Raw genomic sequence first — 16,912 nt, 5'->3', positions numbered from 1 at the left:
ATGATCGACAAGCTGGAATTTTTCATCGCGCTTGCCAGGGAGCAGCATTTCGGGCGGGCCGCCGCCGAGCTCGGCATCACGCAGCCCACCCTGTCTGCCGCCATCAAGCAGCTTGAGGATCAGCTTGGCGTCATGCTCGTGCAGCGCGGATCGCGCTTTCAGGGTCTGACACCGGAAGGCCAGCGCGTTCTCGAATGGGCGCGTCGCATTGTCGGCGACACGCGCACCATGCGCGCCGAGATGAAGGCCGCGCGGCGTGGCCTCGCCGGCCATGTGCGCATCGCCGCCATCCCGACCGCACTTGCCATGCTGCCCGAGCTCACCACCCCGTTCCGCGACAAGCACCCCGAAGTCACTTTCTCCATCATCTCACGCACCTCGCTGGAGGTGCTGTCGCTTCTTGAGAACTTCGAGATCGACATCGGCATCACCTATCTCGACAACGAACCGCTCGGCCATGTCGCGTCCGTGCCGCTCTATTCCGAGCGCTACCAGCTCATCACCGCCGCCACGAACCGGCTTGCAGACCGCGATACGGTGACATGGAAGGAGGTGGCCGAACTCCCGCTCTGCCTTCTCACGCCCGACATGCAGAACCGGCGCATCATCAACAAACATCTGGAGGAGGTGGGGGCAACGGCGCACCCCACGCTTGAATCCAATTCGATGATCGTGCTCTTCTCCCATATCCGCACCGGCAAATGGGCCTCCATAATGCCGCTCAACCTTGCGGAAGTTCTGGGCTTTGCCGAGCCGATCCGGGCCATCCCCATTGTTGAACCGGACGCGAGCCATCTCGTCGGTCTGGTGGCCGTCAAGCGCGAGCCGCACACGCCGCTTGTCTCTGCACTGCTCTACGAGGCAAGGCTTCTTGCCGAACGATACGAGTCACAGCGATAGATATTTTCTATCAAGTGACGAATATGCTATATTGATCCTGCACAAAGGATTTGTTCCCCTTCAGAACGAGCATCGTTAGGGAGGGCGCTGCAAGATGCAGCAAGCACGTACCGAAATTGCGGCCGCCGTCGAGCCGATCATTGATCGGTGGAAAGGCGAAGAGGGCCCGTTACTCCCCATTCTCAATGGGATTCAGCGGGAACTCGGCCATGTGCCGCGTGAAAGCCTGCCCATCATCGCCGAGGCCCTCAACCTGACACGCGCCGAAGTCTATGGTGTTGTCTCGTTCTACCACGACTACCGCGAGAAACCGGCAGGCCGTCATGTCCTGAAGCTTTGCCGGGCCGAAGCCTGCCAGTCCATGGGCGGCGATGCGGTGGCCGAGAAGCTGCAGAAGCTGCTCGGCATCAGGTTTCATGAGACCTCCGCCGATGGCGCGGTAACGCTGGAGCCCGTCTATTGCCTCGGTCTGTGCGCCTGTGCGCCCTCCGCCATGCTCGACGGCGAGGTCATTGGCCGGCTGGATGAGGCGCGGGTCGAGGAAATCGCAGCAGAGGTGCGCGCATGACCATCAACATCTACATTCCGCGCGATGCCGGTGCGCTGGCACTGGGCGCCGAAAAGGTCGCTGCCGCCGCGCGTGAGGAAATCGAAAAACGCGGTCTCGACGCGAAGATCGTCCGCAATGGCTCGCGCGGCATGTTCTGGCTTGAGCCCATGGTCGAAGTGGAAACCGCCGAGGGCCGCGTGGCCTACGGTCCGGTGAAGCCCGGCGACGTCGCGGGGCTGTTCGATGCCGACCTGATCGAAGGCGGTGCGCACGACCTCGCCCTCGGCAGGCCCGAGGAAATCCCTTTCCTTGCAAAGCAGACCCGGCTGACCTTCGTCCGCTGCGGCATCATCGATCCCGTCTCGCTTGAGGACTATGAGGCGCATGGCGGCCTGCGTGGCCTGCGCAACGCGCTGGAAAAAACGCCGCTCGGCATCGTCGAGGAAGTCACCGAATCCGGTCTTCGCGGCCGTGGCGGCGCGGGTTTCCCGACCGGCATCAAGTGGAAGACGGTGCACGACACCGACGGCCCGCAGAAATACATCGTCTGCAACGCCGACGAAGGCGATTCAGGCACCTTCTCCGACCGCATGATCATGGAGGGCGATCCCTTCGTGCTCATCGAAGGCATGGTGATTGCCGGGATCGCGACGGGCGCGACGAAGGGCTATGTCTATCTCCGCTCCGAGTATCCCAATGTTCACCGCATCCTGAACGAGGCGATCGACGCCGCCCGCGCAGCCGGCATGCTCGGCAAAAACGTGCTCGGCTCGAATTACGCATTCGACATGGAAGTGCGCGTGGGCGCCGGTGCTTATGTCTGCGGTGAGGAAACGGCGCTGCTCGACAGTCTGGAAGGCAAGCGCGGCCAGGTGCGCGCCAAGCCGCCACTGCCGGCCCATGAAGGCCTGTTCGGCAAGCCGACCGTCATCAACAATGTGATCTCGCTCGCCTCCGTGCCGATAATTCTCGACAAGGGCGGAGCCTATTACCGCGATTTCGGCATGGGCCGTTCGCGCGGCACCATTCCGATCCAGATCACCGGCAATGTGAAGCATGGCGGATTGTTCGAGGCAGCCTTCGGCATGACGCTCGGCGAGCTGGTAGACGATATCGGCGGCGGCACCGCCACGGGCCGTCCTGTGCGCGCCGTGCAGGTGGGCGGTCCGCTCGGCGCTTACTGGCCGCGCGACCTGTTCGACACGCCCTTCGACTACGAGGCGTTCGCCGCGAAGGATGGTCTGATCGGCCACGCTGGCATCGTGGTCTTTGACGACACGGTTGACCTTCTGAAGCAGGCGCGCTTCGCCATGGAGTTCTGCGCCGTGGAAAGCTGCGGCAAGTGCACACCCTGCCGCATCGGCTCGACGCGCGGCGTCGAAGTGCTCGACCGGCTGAAGCAGGGCATCGCGCCTGAGGAGCAGATCGAGACCGTGACCGATCTCTGCAACACGATGAAATTCGGATCGCTGTGCGCACTGGGTGGCTTCACGCCCTACCCCGTCATGAGCGCGCTGACCCATTTCCCGGAAGATTTCCGCCCCGCGCCCGTGCGCGAAGCGGCGGAGTAGGAGGACACCATGTGTGGAACCGACAAGCGTTTCGTAGAAGAAATCGACTACGGCACCCCCGCTGTCCGCTCTGAGAAGACCGTGACCCTGACCATCGACGGCCAGTCAGTCACCGTTCCGGAAGGCACGTCGATCATGCGCGCCGCGCGCGAGGCCGGCATCGCCGTGCCGAAGCTCTGCGCCAACGACATGGTGAAAAGCTTCGGCTCCTGCCGCCTCTGCCTGGTTGAGATCGAAGGCAAGGGCGGCACGCCGGCTTCCTGCACCACGCCGGCCATGGACGGCATTTCCGTCAACACGCAGACCGACCGCCTCAACACCATCCGCCGCGGCGTGATGGAACTCTACATGTCCGACCATCCGGAAGACTGCGCGGCCTGCGCCGCTGGCGATTGCGAGATGGCAGATATGGCCGAGACCGTGGGCCTGAAGCAGAACCGCTATGGCGATGACGGGGCAAACCACCTCGAACCCTCGCCCATTGGCGAGCACGGAGTGAACTTCAAGGAACTGGATGTCTCCAATCCCTATTTTGCCTATGATCCGTCCAAGTGCATCGTCTGTTCCTTATGCGTTCGCGCCTGTGAGGAGCAGCAGGGCACCTTCGCCCTGACGGTGGAAGGGCGCGGTTTCGAAAGCCGCATCACCGCCGGCATGGACGAGCCCTTCCTGCAGTCGGAATGCGTGTCCTGCGGCGCCTGCGTGCAGGCCTGCCCCACCGGCGCGCTTCAGGAAAAATCCATCATCGAGATGGGCATGCCCGATCATTCCGCCGTCACCACCTGCGCCTATTGCGGCGTCGGCTGTTCGTTCAAGGCCGAGATGAAGGGCGAGGAAGTCGTCCGCATGGTGCCCTACAAGGATGGCAAGGCCAATCGCGGCCATTCCTGCGTGAAGGGCCGCTTCGCCTATGGCTATGCCAACCACAAGGACCGCATCCTCAATCCGATGATCCGCGAAAAGATCACCGACCCGTGGCGCGAAGTGTCCTGGGAAGAGGTTTACGCCCATATCGGCAGCGAGATCGGCCGCATCCAGCAGAAATATGGCCGGAGCTCGGTGGGCGGCATCACCTCGTCGCGCTGCACCAATGAAGAGACCTATCTCGTTCAGAAACTGGTGCGGCAGGCGTTTGGCAACAACAATGTCGACACCTGCGCCCGCGTCTGCCACTCCCCCACAGGCTATGGCCTGAAGACCACGTTCGGCACTTCCGCCGGCACGCAGGACTTCGATTCTGTCGAGCACACCGATGTCGTTCTGGTCATCGGTGCCAACCCGACGGACGCCCATCCCGTCTTCGGCTCGCGCCTCAAGAAGCGCCTGCGCGAAGGTGCGAAGCTGATCGTCCTCGACCCGCGCCGCATCGAGCTGGTGCGCACGCCCCATGTGGAGGCGAGCTATCACCTGCCGCTGAAACCCGGCACCAATGTAGCCGTGCTGACCGCCCTTGCCCATGTGATCGTTTCCGAAGGCCTGTTCGACGAAGCCTTCATCCGCGAGCGCTGCGACTGGGACGAGTTCCAGGACTGGGCGAGTTTCGTGCTCCAGCCGGAAAACAGCCCCGAGGCCATTGAGAAGATGTCCGGCGTTTCCGCCGATCTGATCCGCGGCGCGGCGCGTCTTTACGCCACCGGGGGAAACAGCGCGATCTATTACGGTCTCGGCGTCACCGAGCACAGCCAGGGCTCGACCACCGTCATGGCCATCGCCAATCTTGCCATGGCAACCGGCAATATCGGCCGGCCGGGCGTGGGTGTGAACCCGCTGCGCGGCCAGAACAATGTGCAGGGCTCCTGCGACATGGGCTCGTTCCCGCACGAGATGCCGGGCTACCGCCACATCTCCGACGATGCGACCCGTGCGATCTATGAGAGCCTGTGGGGCGTGAAGCTCGACAATGAGCCGGGCCTGCGCATTCCCAACATGCTCGACGCCGCCGTCGATGGCTCCTTCAAGGCGCTTTACGTGCAGGGCGAGGACATTCTCCAGTCCGATCCCAACACGCACCATGTGGCGGCCGGCCTGGAAGCGATGGAATGCGTCATCGTTCACGATCTCTTCCTGAACGAGACCGCCAACTACGCTCATGTGTTCCTGCCGGGCTCGACCTTCCTTGAGAAGGACGGCACCTTCACCAATGCCGAACGCCGCATCAACCGCGTACGCAAGGTGATGGAGCCCAAGAACGGCTATGCCGACTGGGAGGTCACGCAGGACATGGCCCGTGCGCTGGGCCAGGACTGGAACTACACGCATCCTTCCGAGATCATGGCCGAGATCGCGGCCACCACGCCCAGCTTTGCCGGCGTGACCTATGAGCTTCTGGAAATGGAAGGCTCGGTGCAATGGCCGTGCAACGAAAAGGCCCCCACCGGCACGCCCGTTATGCATATCGACGGCTTCGTGCGCGGCAAGGGCAAGTTCGTGCGCACCGCCTATGTGGCCACCGACGAAAAAGCCGGCCCGCGCTTCCCGCTGCTGCTCACCACGGGCCGCATCCTCTCGCAATACAATGTCGGCGCACAGACCCGCCGCACGGAGAATGTCGTCTGGCACGATGAGGATCTGCTTGAGATCCATCCCTTCGACGCAGAGACCCGCGGCATCCGCGAGGGCGACTGGGTGAAGCTCAAGAGCCGCTCCGGCGAAACGAGCCTGCGCGCCACCATCACCGAGCGCGTTGCACCGGGCGTCGTCTACACCACTTTCCACCACCCGGCCACGCAGGCCAATGTGGTGACGACCGAATATTCCGACTGGGCCACCAATTGCCCCGAATACAAGGTCACGGCGGTGCAGGTTTCGCCCTCCAACGGCCCGACCGAGTGGCAGGAAGACTACGAAGAGCACGCCCGCCAGAGCCGCCGCATCGTGCATGTGGAGGCGGCGGAGTAGTGTGATGTTTGCTGGCGGTGCCCTGATCTCCAACCCGTCATCCCGGAAAGCCGCAGGCTTATCCGGGACCCATTGGAAGAGAATGGCGAGCAAAGCCCGGTTCTCACCCGGGCATTCACCCTACTGCCTTTTGCGGACACCGGCCGCGCCTCTCAATGGGTCCCGGCTCTCGCTTTGCTCGGCCGGGATGACGACGGTGTAGAGCGATGACCCAACCTCCCGCCACAGCCCGCGTTTCAAGAACGGCCCGCCGCACCGGCGGGACGAAGGTCACCCCGCGCTCCGTGCCCGAGGAAACGCCTATCGCGCTTTCCTATGGCGGCACCACCCATGCGGTGATGATGGCAACGCCAGCCGATCTGGAAGATTTCGCTCTCGGCTTCAGTGTCACCGAGGGCATTGTTTCCAGTGCCGGGGAGATCGAAACGATCACCGTTCAGGAACTCGGCCCCGGTATCGACCTGCAGATACGCCTGCGCGATGCGGCCAACACGCGCTTCGAGGCGCGGCGCAGGCGGCTTGCCGGTCCAGTCGGTTGCGGGCTTTGCGGCATCGAAAGCATTGAAGAGGCGATGCGCTCCGTGCCGGAGACAGCGTCGGAGCAGCGTTTTACGGCTGCCGAGATTACCGGTGCCGTCGGCGAACTTTATGAATTTCAGGAACTCCACAGGGCCACGGGTGCTGTCCATGCGGCCGGTTTCTACATCTCCGGCAAGGGTGTGGTAGCAGCGCGCGAGGATGTGGGCCGTCACAACGCGCTCGACAAGCTGTCAGGCGCGCTGGTGAAGGCTGGCATTGATCGCGGCAAAGGCGCGGTGATCGTCACCTCGCGCGTTTCGGTCGAGATGGTGCAGAAAACTGCCGCCATCGGCGCGCCGCTCATTGCCGCCGTATCAGCCCCGACAGCGCTGGCCATCCGCACGGCGGAAACCGCCGGCATGACCCTCGTCGCCCTCGTGCGCGGCGAGGAGTTCGACATTTTCACCCACCCCGAACGCGTGACCATTGGAGCGGCCAGACATGTCGCATGACGAAAAGTTCAAATCCGGCGACGAGCATCTCGTCTACATGGCCAACCAGATCGCCACATTCTTCACCTCGCAGCCCGAAGCGGAGCGTGCCGCCGGTGTTGCCGATCACATCAACAAGTTCTGGGAGCCGCGCATGCGCGGCCGCCTTTTCGAAATCATCGAGATGGGTGGTGACGGGCTTTCCCCGCTCGTTCTGCAGGCATCCGAAACGATCAACCGCCCCAGGGCCGCCTGAAGCTTCCGCCTGGTGTCAGCCGGCCGGCTGTTTCTCTACCGCCCAATGCAACTGGAACATGGGATCAAACACGGTGATCGTACCGTCTGAGCTGTAGACGGATTTGGGGAACTCCACCGGCTCATCACGGCGCACCAGCGTAATCGTGTCTTCATTGGCAGGCAGACCGTAATAGGCAGGGCCGTTAAGGGAGGCGAAGGCCTCCAGTCTGTCCAGCGCGTCCTCTTCCTCGAACACATGCGCCAGGCACGACATCGTGTTGATGGACGTGAAAATGCCGGCACAGCCGCAGGCCGATTCCTTGGCCGGGTCGAGGTGCGGTGCCGAATCGGTGCCGAGGAAAAAGCGGCTGTCGCCCGATGTCGCCGCCTTGCGCAGCGCCAGCCTGTGCTCCTCGCGTTTGGCGACCGGCAGGCAGTAGTAGTGCGGGCGAATGCCGCCGGCCAGAATGGCGTTGCGGTTGATGATCAGATGATGCGTGGTGAGTGAGGCGGCGAGGTTCTTCTTCGCACTCTGAACATAGTCGACCCCGTTCTTCGTGGTCACATGCTCCATGATCACCTTCAGCTCAGGCAGGCGCTCACGCAGCGGATTGAGAACCTGCTCGATGAAGACGGCCTCGCGGTCAAAAATGTCGATGGAGGCGTCCGTCACCTCGCCATGCACGCACAGCGGCAGGCCAATCTCGGCCATGCGCTCCAGCACCGGCTGCACCTTCATGAGATCGCGCACGCCGCTCTGGGAATTGGTGGTCGCACCCGCCGGATAGAGCTTTACCGCCGTGATGTGCCCGTCGCGGTGGCCGGCGGCGACGTCATCCGCATCCGTCTGCTCGGTCAGGTAAAGCGTCATCAGTGGCGTGAAATCATGCCCCTCGGGCTTTGCCGCCATGATGCGGTCGCGGTAGGCGAGCGCGTCTTTCACCGTCACCACCGGCGGCACCAGATTGGGCATGATGATCGCGCGGGCGAAATCGGCGGAAGAATGCGGCAGAACCGCCTCCAGAACCGCGCCGTCGCGCAGATGCAGATGCCAGTCGTCGGGGCGGCGGATGGTCAGGGTTTTCACGGAACGTCTACTCCGGACAGGAAAATTCGGTGCGCACGGTCTGCGCTTCCCTTTCCTTCGCCCATGCCGCCATGGATTTCAAGGGTGTGTCAAAGAGACGGACACCGGGCCGCGCCGGGGAGGAGGCCGGCGCGGCACTGCCTCACGCCACCTGATAATCAGGTGCGGAGCGCAGATAGCGTGCATAAGCACCGGCATCCGGAGGCGAGAGATTTTCCGCCAGCGGGTTGCGGCGTTTCACCCGTGCGCCCATGTCGTCGATCAACTCGTCGAAATGCTTGAAGTGATAGGGCGCCACGCACAGGCCGCCATAGATTTTCGCGGCCGGTCGCTCGTTGCGTCGCCAGTGGAGCATCATGTCCATGTTGGCGCGCATTTCCTCCGGGGTAGGTTGTTTCGCCAGTTTTCCGTCCGCGTAGCGCACCAGCCATTCGGCGGCGAGGTCGGCACACAAAACGGTGCAGAACGACGAGTTGAAACCGACAAAGCCGAGATCGGGAATGTCCGGATTGGCAATCAGGCGATAGAGCCGGTACTGCCCGTCCGGCTCCACCAGTTTTTCGCGGTATTCCGCCGGCAGGTAGGGGACACCGAGTTTCCAGCCAACGGCGAGGATCGCCATGTCGGATTTGATCAGCTCGCCGCCGGTCAACCTGATCGCGCCGGGTTCATAGCTCGCGAAGGTACCCTGCACGGCCTTGATGCGCCCGTCTGCCACCATCTCGAAGAAGCCTGGCGTGGCGATGGGAACCGAGCAGTTCACGCCTCCCTCGATGGGATCTTTGGGCTTCAACCCGGTCTTGTTGAGTTTGAGCTGTACGGTCAGAAGCGCTTCCAGCGCGCGCCAGTGAGCCCAGATGAAGGGCCGGGCAACGGCATGATTGAAGCGGGCGAAGCCGCTCCGGCTCCAGCCCGGAAACATCTTTTCCTGCGCGCGGATATAGAGGATGCGCTTGAAGTTGATCAGCCCGCCAACAAAGTAGGGAATGCGCCAGACCGATTCCAGATAGACGATGGTGACGGAGCGAGCACCCGATTTCACCGCGCTCACGGCAATGTCGGTCGCCGATTTCGAGAAACCGAGGACCGTGACGTTCCTGCCCTTCACCATGGCCGGATCGGTGTATTCGGAAGAGTGGATTACCGTGCCGCCTTCTGCCTCGAACTCCTCCTGGCCCGGATGGGTGAGAATGTTCTTCTCACTGAACTGGCCGGTGCAGACGGCGACAAAATCGAAGGTTTCGCTGGTTTTCTCGCCATTCGCCGTTTCGAGATCGAGTTCCCAGCCGGGTTTGCCATCGTCGCGCCGGCGCATGGCCGAGACTGCGGTGTCAAATCGGATCAGCGGGCGCAGACCGTGGTCGTCTGCATAATCCGACAGGTAGGAGAAGACCTGCGGGCCCTTCGGCCATTCGGGAAAATCCTTCGGCATCGCCTTGTCGGTGTAGCGGTAGAGATCCTTGGGGCTCTGCGTCTGCACATCCGGATAGGAGCGTGACGGCTCCCAGACGCCGCCCAGTTCGTGACTGCGTTCAAGAACGGTCACCCGGTGGCCACGCTTCTTGAAGGAGCGGGCGGCGGCAAGACCGCTGACGCCGGCGCCGATCACGCAGACATGCTTTCGTATTGTCATCGTAAGGTTCCTCCCGTCCGGCAAATTCTGGACGCGCGCCTCCCCGCGCCGCGTGTTGCCACGTCGCCAAAGGTCCCTTGCCAGCCTTGATTGTTATCGGGTCTGTGGGCCGGCTCCCTTGAGGACCCGGCCAAAGCGCGATGCTTTAGTCGTTTGCTTCCGGTGGCAGGAAATCCACTTCGTGAAGGGCCGAAACCTTCACCACCTCTTCCGGGTCGGTCATGTTGTGCAGCGTCTCGAACAGCGCTTCGAGCTTGCGCGCCGGCGAAACCCAGAAGAGCGCGCGGGCCGGCTTGTCAGACTTGTTGAAATAGCCATGCGGAACGCCGCGCGGCATGCGTACCAGATCGCCCGCCTTCGCCTTCATCCACTTGCCATCGAGCTTCAGATCCAGCTCGCCTTCCTGCACCAGAATGAACTCTTCCTGCGTGGGATGAACATGAACCGGCACGAACTGGCCCGGGTCGCTGTTGGTTTCAAAGGCGAAGGTGGAATCGCAGGTGGCCTTGGGAAAATAGACCTGACCGAGAATGTTCCATTCCTTGCCGGCATAGCCCTCACCGTTTGCGGTGACGCCTTTTTCGAGTTCCTTTTCCATGATTTTCCTCCCTTGATCACGGAGTTTCATGGTGCCCGGAAGCGACCCGGAAAAATATCCGGAAACTGAACCAAATATCCGAAAAACGAAAAAAACCGGCCGGTTTTGGCGAGAAACCAGGACAAATCTTGGAGAAAGCAAAACACCTGCTAAACTCCGGGAATGGTGATCGCCCGGGAGGAGTGGGGCGACCGCCCGTTGTCCAGCCACGCCCTTTTTCAAACGGACGATCTGGACTGTGCACGGGAGAAGGTTGCCCGGAAGTTCTGCAACCACCGGCTGGAAGTGGTCGGTGGCGGGCGGTTTCGCGCGGTGCAAAACCACCAGCCGGGCCTCCTCGTTTCCCTCAACTATATCAGCTACGGTGCCGATGTTCTGATCGACCCCGGCGCGCTCGAAACCTTCTATCTCATACAGGTTCCCATTTCCGGCTGCGCGACGATCAAACACAACCGGAAGGAATTCCTGAGCGATGGCGACAGGGCGGCGCTGCTCAATGCCGACCGCGAAACCTCCATGCGCTGGTGGGCCGGATGCGAGCAGGTTCTGGTGCAGATCCCCAAAGCCTCGTTCATGGGTTTCGCCGAGCAACTCTGCGAGCGCCCGCTGCCGGGACCTGTGGTGTTCGATCCGGTGATCGATTTCACCCGGCCGGAGCTTGCTTCATGGCGCAATCTGGTCAATGCGATGTTCCGCGCCGCCAACAAGCCCGAAAAGCAGGGTCTGAACCTTTGCGCTGCGTTCCACGAGCAGCGCATTCTCGAGGCGCTTCTGAGACTCCAGCCGCACAATCTCTCCGCTTTCTTTGACACAAGGCAGGAGGCGGCGCCGCGGCAGGTGAAGCGCGCCGACGCGTTCATCAGGGAGAATGCGCACCGCCCGATCACCCTGACCGACATCGCGGCGGCATCGGGGGTCGGTGCGCGGGCGCTGCAGCTTGCCTACAAGCGCACGCACGGTCTTTCGCCGATGCACGCGCTGACGCTTGAGCGTCTGCGCCGCGTGCGGTTCGATCTGGAAAATGCTCAAGGCGAGATTTCGATAACGGAAACAGCGTTGCGCTGGGGGTTCAGCCATCTCGGGCGCTTTGCCGCCGACTACCGCAAGACCTTCGGTGAGCGCCCCAGCGAAACCGCCCGCAAAGCCACCTACTGATCTTCTATTTTGCCGTCGGCATCTTCAGCGCGGACACCGACGCTTCGCTGTTGTGGACATAGTCGTTCGCATCCGGCTGGCGCTGCAGGATGAGGATGAACAGGAAGTCCATCAAAGTGAGCTGCGCATCGCGCGACGTGATGGCGGAGGAGCGCACCCGTTCCTCGTCGGCCACCGTGTGCAGGCGAATGTCGGCAACGCGCATCAGCGGATTCTGCTGCAAGCCGGTAACGGAGATGACAGTCGCACCCCGCGTCTTTGCAAGCTCGGCAATGCGCACCGTCTCGATGCTGGTGCCGGAATAGGAGAGTGCAAAGAGCACATCCTCTTCGCCCAGAGAGGAGACATTGGCCATTTGCACATGGCTGTCGCTGTCATGCAGCGCGTTGCGACCGAGCTTTTGCAGCTTGTAGGAAAAGTCGCGCGCCACCAGTGACGATGCGCCGACCCCTGCAATGTGGATGCGGCGCGCGGCATCCAATGACTCAAGCGCTCGCGCTATCTCCGGCTCGTGATTGGCGGCGATGGTCTGCTGCATGGAGAGAAGTTTGCTCGAGATGAGCTTCTGCGAAATGGTGGCGTGGCTGTCGCCGATCTCGATGGTGGAGTGGATCATGCCCGGCGGCACCTGCCATTCCTGCGCCCTGGCCTTGCTAACGGCGAGCTTGAGATCTTGATAGCCCGAGAAGCCAAGCTTCTGGCTGAACTTCACCACGCTTGACTGACTACGGCCCGTCTCCTCGGCCAGGGCCGCTGAGGAAAGCCTGAGCACACGATCTGGATAGTCTACGATGAACTGGCCAATCTGCCTGTCCGCCGGTGCCATGGTCTCAAGCTGCGCGTCGATGATTTTCAGGACAGACATGACTTCCTTTCGCGGAACGGGATAGCGAAACTAAATGAGTTTCGCCGGCAGGGGAATCCCGAAGGAATTACCAAATGGAATAATATATTCCCATAAGGGCTTGATCAAAGGAATTCACCAATAGAGACTGGCGCTTCGCCCATAGGTGTTTCCGGAACCGCAATCATGGACAGACTGAGAATAACAGGCGGGAAACCGCTTCAGGGCGCCGTCACCATTGCCGGGGCAAAGAATGCCGCACTGCCCCAGATTGCCGCTGCGCTTTTGAGCCCGCATCCGCTTGAACTGTCGAACCTGCCGCTGGTCTCCGATGTGGAGAACATGCTCCAGGTCGCCGAGCTTTACGGCGCGTCGGTGACCCGCAACGCCCACACGGCGGTGATCGACGCCAGCGCGATGGTTTCATGCGAAGTCTCCTATGAAACGGTGCGGCGGATGCGGGCAACGGTCCTCTTTCTCGGACCATTGCTTGCGCGGTTCGGCGAGGCGCGGGTCTCATTGCCCGGCGGATGCGCGATTGGAGCACGGCCGGTAGACATGCACCTGAAAGCGCTCGAAATGCTGGGTGCAGACATCGGTATCGAAGGCGGTCTGATCGTCGCCCGCGCATCCGATGGACTCAAAGGCACACGGGTGATCCTGAGTTCGCCTTCGGTGGGCGCGACGGAGACGGCCATGATGGCGGCCACTGCCGCACGCGGCGAAACCGAAATCCTGAACGCGGCGCGCGAACCGGAAGTGGCGGACCTCGCCGCCTGTCTCAACGCCATGGGCGCGAAGATCGAGGGAGCGGGAACCCATCGCATCATCATCGAGGGTGGCACCGCCTGGAAGGCTGCTGCGCATCACGTCATCCCCGACCGCATCGAGGCCGGCACCTATGCGGTGGCTGCGGCCATCACCGGTGGCGCGCTGGAACTGGTGAACGCGCGCATGGAAAACCTCGCCGCCGTGATCCAGGCGCTGGAGGTGATGGGTGTGAATGTGTGGCCGAGCGACCGGGGCCTGGTGGTTTCGAGAAGCGGCACCCTGCGCACGACCGACCTCACCACAGAACCCTATCCGGGCTTTCCGACAGACCTTCAGGCGCAGTTCATGGCGCTCGCCTGCTGCGCCGACGGAACATCGCTCATCCGCGAGACGATTTTCGAGAACCGGTTCATGCATGTGCCGGAACTGGCGCGACTCGGCGCCGACATCACCCTACAGGGCACGACTGCCGTGGTCCGGGGTGGCAAGCCGCTCAAGGGCGCGCAGGTGATGGCAACGGATCTGCGCGCCTCGGTCTGCCTTGTGCTTGCAGCCCTTGCCGCGGAAGGCGAAACCATCATCAATCGCGTCTACCACATCGATCGCGGCTATGAGCAGCTCAACCGAAAACTGGCGCAATGCGGCGCGACAATCGAGCGGTTGCAGACATGAGCGACGGGGAGAGCCATTTTTATCTCGGCGTCGATGGTGGTGGCACGGGCTGCCGGGCCCGCATCGAGGATGCAGCAGGTGCCGTGCTCGGTCAGGGCCTTTCCGGCCCGGCCACCACGAGGCTCGGCGTTGAGGCCGCATGGGCCTCGGTCCGGCGCGCAGTGGAGGCTGCAATCGAGGAAGCGGGCTTCAGCGAGGCAGAGATCGCCCGCATTCATGCCGGGATCGGCCTTGCCGGCATGCGCCGAAAGGGGGCCATCGAAGCGTTTCAGGCGCTATCGCACCCCTTCGCCAGCATCGTTTTTGCCAGCGACAGCGACACGGCGTGCCTTGGCGCGCATTCGGGTCTCGATGGCGCCATCGCCATTGCCGGCACCGGCTCGGTTGGGCTTGGTCTGGTGGAAGGCAGGCATTTGCGCATCGGCGGTTACGGCTTTCCCATTTCCGATGAGGGAAGCGGCGCGGATATCGGCCTCAATGCCGTGCGTGCCGCACTGCAGGGCCATGACGGACGCATTCCGCAAAGCGCGCTTCTGACCGAAGTGATGCGCCGCTTCGACGATGACCCGGCAGAGGTGGTGGCCTGGATGGACCGGGCAAGTGCCACGGACTATGCCACCTTCGCGCCCATGGTGCTGCGCCATGCCGACCAGGGCGATGGCGCCGCGCGGCGCATCGTGCAGGGCGCGGCAGCTGAGATCGACATGCTGGTGCGCACGCTGTTCGATCAGGGCGCACCGCGCGTGACACTGCTTGGCGGGCTTTCAGGCCCTCTCGAGCCCTGGCTCTCACCCGATGTGCGCCGGCGCCTGAAGCCCGCCGACGGCGATGCCGTGGACGGCGCGATCATCCTTGCGCGACGGGCGGCGGAGGGGCGGACAGCGCTTTAAATGAACGGGACAACCGCGTTGCATCAACGCTGTGCGTGGTTCGACAAGCTCACCATGAGGAATGGAATGGCTGGCACGACGGGTTGTGCAATCAAAGCCCTCCCTCATGGTGAGCTTGTCGAACCACGCACAACGCCAGAGCCACGAAAATGAAGGCCCGCGCAACCTTAAGGGTCAATTCAAACCGGGCGCGGGCCTTTCCGTTTCAACGCAGTTCCTTGCGCAGGATCTTGCCGACATTGGATTTAGGCAGTTCGTCGCGGAACTCGACATATTTCGGGCGCTTGTAGCCGGTGAGGTTCTCCTTGCAGAACTTCTTGAGGTCCTCTTCCGTCAGGTTCGCGTCCTTGCGGACCACGAAGAGCTTCGGCACCTCGCCTGAATGCTCGTCCTCGACGCCGACAATCGCTGCTTCCAGAACACCCGGGTGATTGGCGATCACGTCTTCCACCTCGTTGGGGAAGACCTTGAAGCCCGACACAACGATCATGTCCTTCTTGCGGTCGACGATGGTGACCTGGCCATCCTCGGCCATGGTGCCCATGTCGCCGGAACGGAAGAACCCGTCCTCGGTCATGACCTTGGCGGTTTCGTCCGGCCGGTTCCAGTAGCCCGCCATCACCTGCGGGCCACGAATGCAGATCTCGCCGACCTTGCCAAAGGGCAGGTTCTTGCCCTTGTCGTCACGGATGACGACGTCGGTGGACGAAATCGGATAGCCGATCGTGCCGGTGAACTCCTTCGCCGCAAAGCTGTTCACCGTGGCCACGGGCGAGGTTTCCGAGAGACCATAGCCCTGCGAGATCACGCAGCCAGTGAGCTTCTGCCAGCGCTCGGCGACCGCGCGCTGCACCGCCATGCCGCCGCCGAAGGTGACAAGCAGGCTCTTGAAGGGAAGTTTGCAGAAATCCTCATTGTTCAGGAGCGCGTTGAACAGCGTGTTGAGCCCCGGGAAAATGTGGAAGTCGTATTTCTGCAGCTCCTTCACGAAGGCGGGAATGTCGCGCGGATTGGGTATCAGCACATTGTTGCCACCGAGCTTCATGCCCATCAGCGCGTTCACCGTGAGCGCGTAGATGTGATAGAGCGGCAAGGCGCAGATCAGCACCGGCGCACCGGGCTTCGGCTTGCCGATATAGGCGCTGCGGAACCAGAGTTCATTCTGGATAACATTGGCCAGCACATTGCTGTGGGTGAGCGTCGCCCCCTTGGAAACGCCGGTCGTGCCGCCCGTATATTGCAGGAAGGCATTGTCCGAAAGCGCGATCTCTACCGGCCTGAGCCCATGGGACGCGCCCTTTTTGACCGCCTCCCTGAAGGAAACATGGCCCGGCAGCGACCAGGCGGGCACCATTTTCTTGACCCGGCGCACCACGAAATTGACGATATGGCCCTTGAGCCCCAGAAGCTCGCCCATCGAGGCAACAACCACGTGCTTCACCGAAGTCTTCGAGGCGACGGCCTCGAGCGTGTGGGCGAAGTTTTCCAGAATGACGATGGCTTCCGCACCCGCATCGTTGAGCTGATGTTCCAGCTCTCGCGGCGTGTAGAGCGGATTGACGTTGACCACCACGTAGCCGGCCCGCAGAACCGCCATCATGGCGACGGGATATTGCAGGACATTGGGCATCATCAGCGCAACGCGCGCGCCGCGCTCAAGCCCGAGCGACTGCAGATAGCCCGCGAAGTGCTGCGACATCTCCTCAAGGTCGCGGTAGCTGAGCGATTTGCCCATGCAGGTGAAAGCGGGGCGGTCTCCATAGGTCTTGCAGGCATCCACGAGCAATTCGCCAAGCGAATTGTTGGGGAAGTCGCCCATCTCGGCGGGAATGCCCTCGGGATAATGCTCCACCCATGGCCGGGGGATCCCGGCCTTGCGGGACGCCGGGGCTTTTTTCGGCGCAGCCCTGCCGGCAGAAGTCGCCGACTTCTTCGCCGCACCGGCTGCGGATTTCCCCGCCGGCTTCTTCGCCGCGGTCGATGCCGCTTTCTTGGCCGCCGTCTTGCCGCCCGTTCCGCCCTTTGCGGTGCGCGCGGTTTTCTCTTCACCCTTGGCGGGCGTCTTTGCGCTTTTTGCCAACTGCTCCTCCCAGAAA

At 62.4% G+C, this 16,912-nt stretch carries 14 protein-coding genes; 9 read left to right on the top strand and 5 right to left on the bottom strand.

Annotated elements, in window-relative coordinates:
• From BLW55_RS12755 to BLW55_RS12730, 6 genes are all read left to right on the top strand, one after another.
• Positions 1–900, top strand: a complete 900-nt coding sequence (locus BLW55_RS12755; RefSeq protein WP_090329051.1) for a LysR family transcriptional regulator — start codon at positions 1–3, stop codon at positions 898–900.
• Positions 901–994: 94 nt separating this feature from the next.
• Positions 995–1,468 carry a formate dehydrogenase subunit gamma gene (locus BLW55_RS12750; protein WP_025031461.1) on the top strand — a complete coding sequence of 158 codons (474 nt, stop codon included), beginning with the start codon at positions 995–997 and terminating at the stop codon, positions 1,466–1,468.
• On the top strand, positions 1,465–3,021 hold the full coding sequence (locus BLW55_RS12745) for a formate dehydrogenase beta subunit (RefSeq protein ID WP_090329050.1): 1,557 nt from the start codon (positions 1,465–1,467) through the stop codon (positions 3,019–3,021). Before BLW55_RS12750 ends, BLW55_RS12745 begins: the two co-directional genes overlap by 4 nt.
• Before the next feature lie 9 nt (positions 3,022–3,030).
• Complete coding sequence (fdhF, locus tag BLW55_RS12740; protein WP_090329049.1) at positions 3,031–5,919, top strand: formate dehydrogenase subunit alpha; 2,889 nt, start codon at positions 3,031–3,033, stop codon at positions 5,917–5,919.
• A 206-nt stretch (positions 5,920–6,125) separates the two neighbouring features.
• Positions 6,126–6,950, top strand: coding sequence for a formate dehydrogenase accessory sulfurtransferase FdhD (gene fdhD / locus BLW55_RS12735; RefSeq protein WP_007008787.1), 825 nt, complete (start codon positions 6,126–6,128; stop codon positions 6,948–6,950).
• A complete protein-coding gene (locus BLW55_RS12730; RefSeq protein WP_025031463.1) occupies positions 6,940–7,185 on the top strand; it encodes a formate dehydrogenase subunit delta in 246 nt (81 codons plus the stop codon). The genes fdhD and BLW55_RS12730 overlap by 11 nt, the downstream gene beginning before the upstream one ends.
• Before the next feature lie 15 nt (positions 7,186–7,200).
• Here the strand turns inward: BLW55_RS12730 and pyrC are convergent, their stop codons facing one another.
• The 3 genes from pyrC to BLW55_RS12715 all read right to left on the bottom strand — a co-directional run bounded on the left by pyrC (position 7,201) and on the right by BLW55_RS12715 (position 10,484).
• The gene (pyrC, locus tag BLW55_RS12725) at positions 7,201–8,253 is read right to left on the bottom strand and encodes a dihydroorotase (RefSeq protein WP_090329048.1); all 1,053 of its coding nucleotides are present in this window, start codon (positions 8,251–8,253) and stop codon (positions 7,201–7,203) included.
• 142 nt (positions 8,254–8,395) lie between these two features.
• Positions 8,396–9,886 (bottom strand): flavin-containing monooxygenase, encoded by a 1,491-nt coding sequence (locus BLW55_RS12720; RefSeq protein WP_090329047.1) that lies wholly within the window; start codon positions 9,884–9,886, stop codon positions 8,396–8,398.
• Positions 9,887–10,031: 145 nt separating this feature from the next.
• A complete protein-coding gene (locus BLW55_RS12715; protein WP_007008783.1) occupies positions 10,032–10,484 on the bottom strand; it encodes a cupin domain-containing protein in 453 nt (150 codons plus the stop codon).
• 198 nt (positions 10,485–10,682) lie between these two features.
• Between BLW55_RS12715 and BLW55_RS12710 the strand changes: the two genes are divergently transcribed.
• Positions 10,683–11,639 carry an AraC family transcriptional regulator gene (locus BLW55_RS12710; protein ID WP_244509066.1) on the top strand — a complete coding sequence of 319 codons (957 nt, stop codon included), beginning with the start codon at positions 10,683–10,685 and terminating at the stop codon, positions 11,637–11,639.
• Positions 11,640–11,643: 4 nt separating this feature from the next.
• Here BLW55_RS12710 and BLW55_RS12705 read toward each other — a convergent pair whose 3' ends face one another.
• Positions 11,644–12,504 carry a MurR/RpiR family transcriptional regulator gene (locus BLW55_RS12705; protein ID WP_090329045.1) on the bottom strand — a complete coding sequence of 287 codons (861 nt, stop codon included), beginning with the start codon at positions 12,502–12,504 and terminating at the stop codon, positions 11,644–11,646.
• Positions 12,505–12,669: 165 nt separating this feature from the next.
• Between BLW55_RS12705 and murA the strand changes: the two genes are divergently transcribed.
• Both murA and BLW55_RS12695 read left to right on the top strand, forming a co-directional pair.
• Positions 12,670–13,926, top strand: coding sequence for a UDP-N-acetylglucosamine 1-carboxyvinyltransferase (murA, locus tag BLW55_RS12700; protein WP_090329044.1), 1,257 nt, complete (start codon positions 12,670–12,672; stop codon positions 13,924–13,926).
• Positions 13,923–14,816, top strand: a complete 894-nt coding sequence (locus BLW55_RS12695; protein ID WP_177175072.1) for a glucosamine kinase nucleotide-binding domain-containing protein — start codon at positions 13,923–13,925, stop codon at positions 14,814–14,816. Before murA ends, BLW55_RS12695 begins: the two co-directional genes overlap by 4 nt.
• Positions 14,817–15,021: 205 nt before the next feature.
• Here the strand turns inward: BLW55_RS12695 and BLW55_RS12690 are convergent, their stop codons facing one another.
• Entirely contained in the window at positions 15,022–16,896 is a 1,875-nt protein-coding gene (locus BLW55_RS12690) for a long-chain-fatty-acid--CoA ligase (protein WP_090329042.1), read from the bottom strand.
• Positions 16,897–16,912: the final 16 nt, after the last annotated feature.

This window comes from Nitratireductor aquibiodomus (assembly GCF_900105565.1).
In the GTDB taxonomy this organism is placed as follows: domain Bacteria; phylum Pseudomonadota; class Alphaproteobacteria; order Rhizobiales; family Rhizobiaceae; genus Nitratireductor; species Nitratireductor aquibiodomus.
Note: the sequence above shows the minus strand (reverse complement) of the source record. Positions and strands in the feature narration are given on the sequence as shown.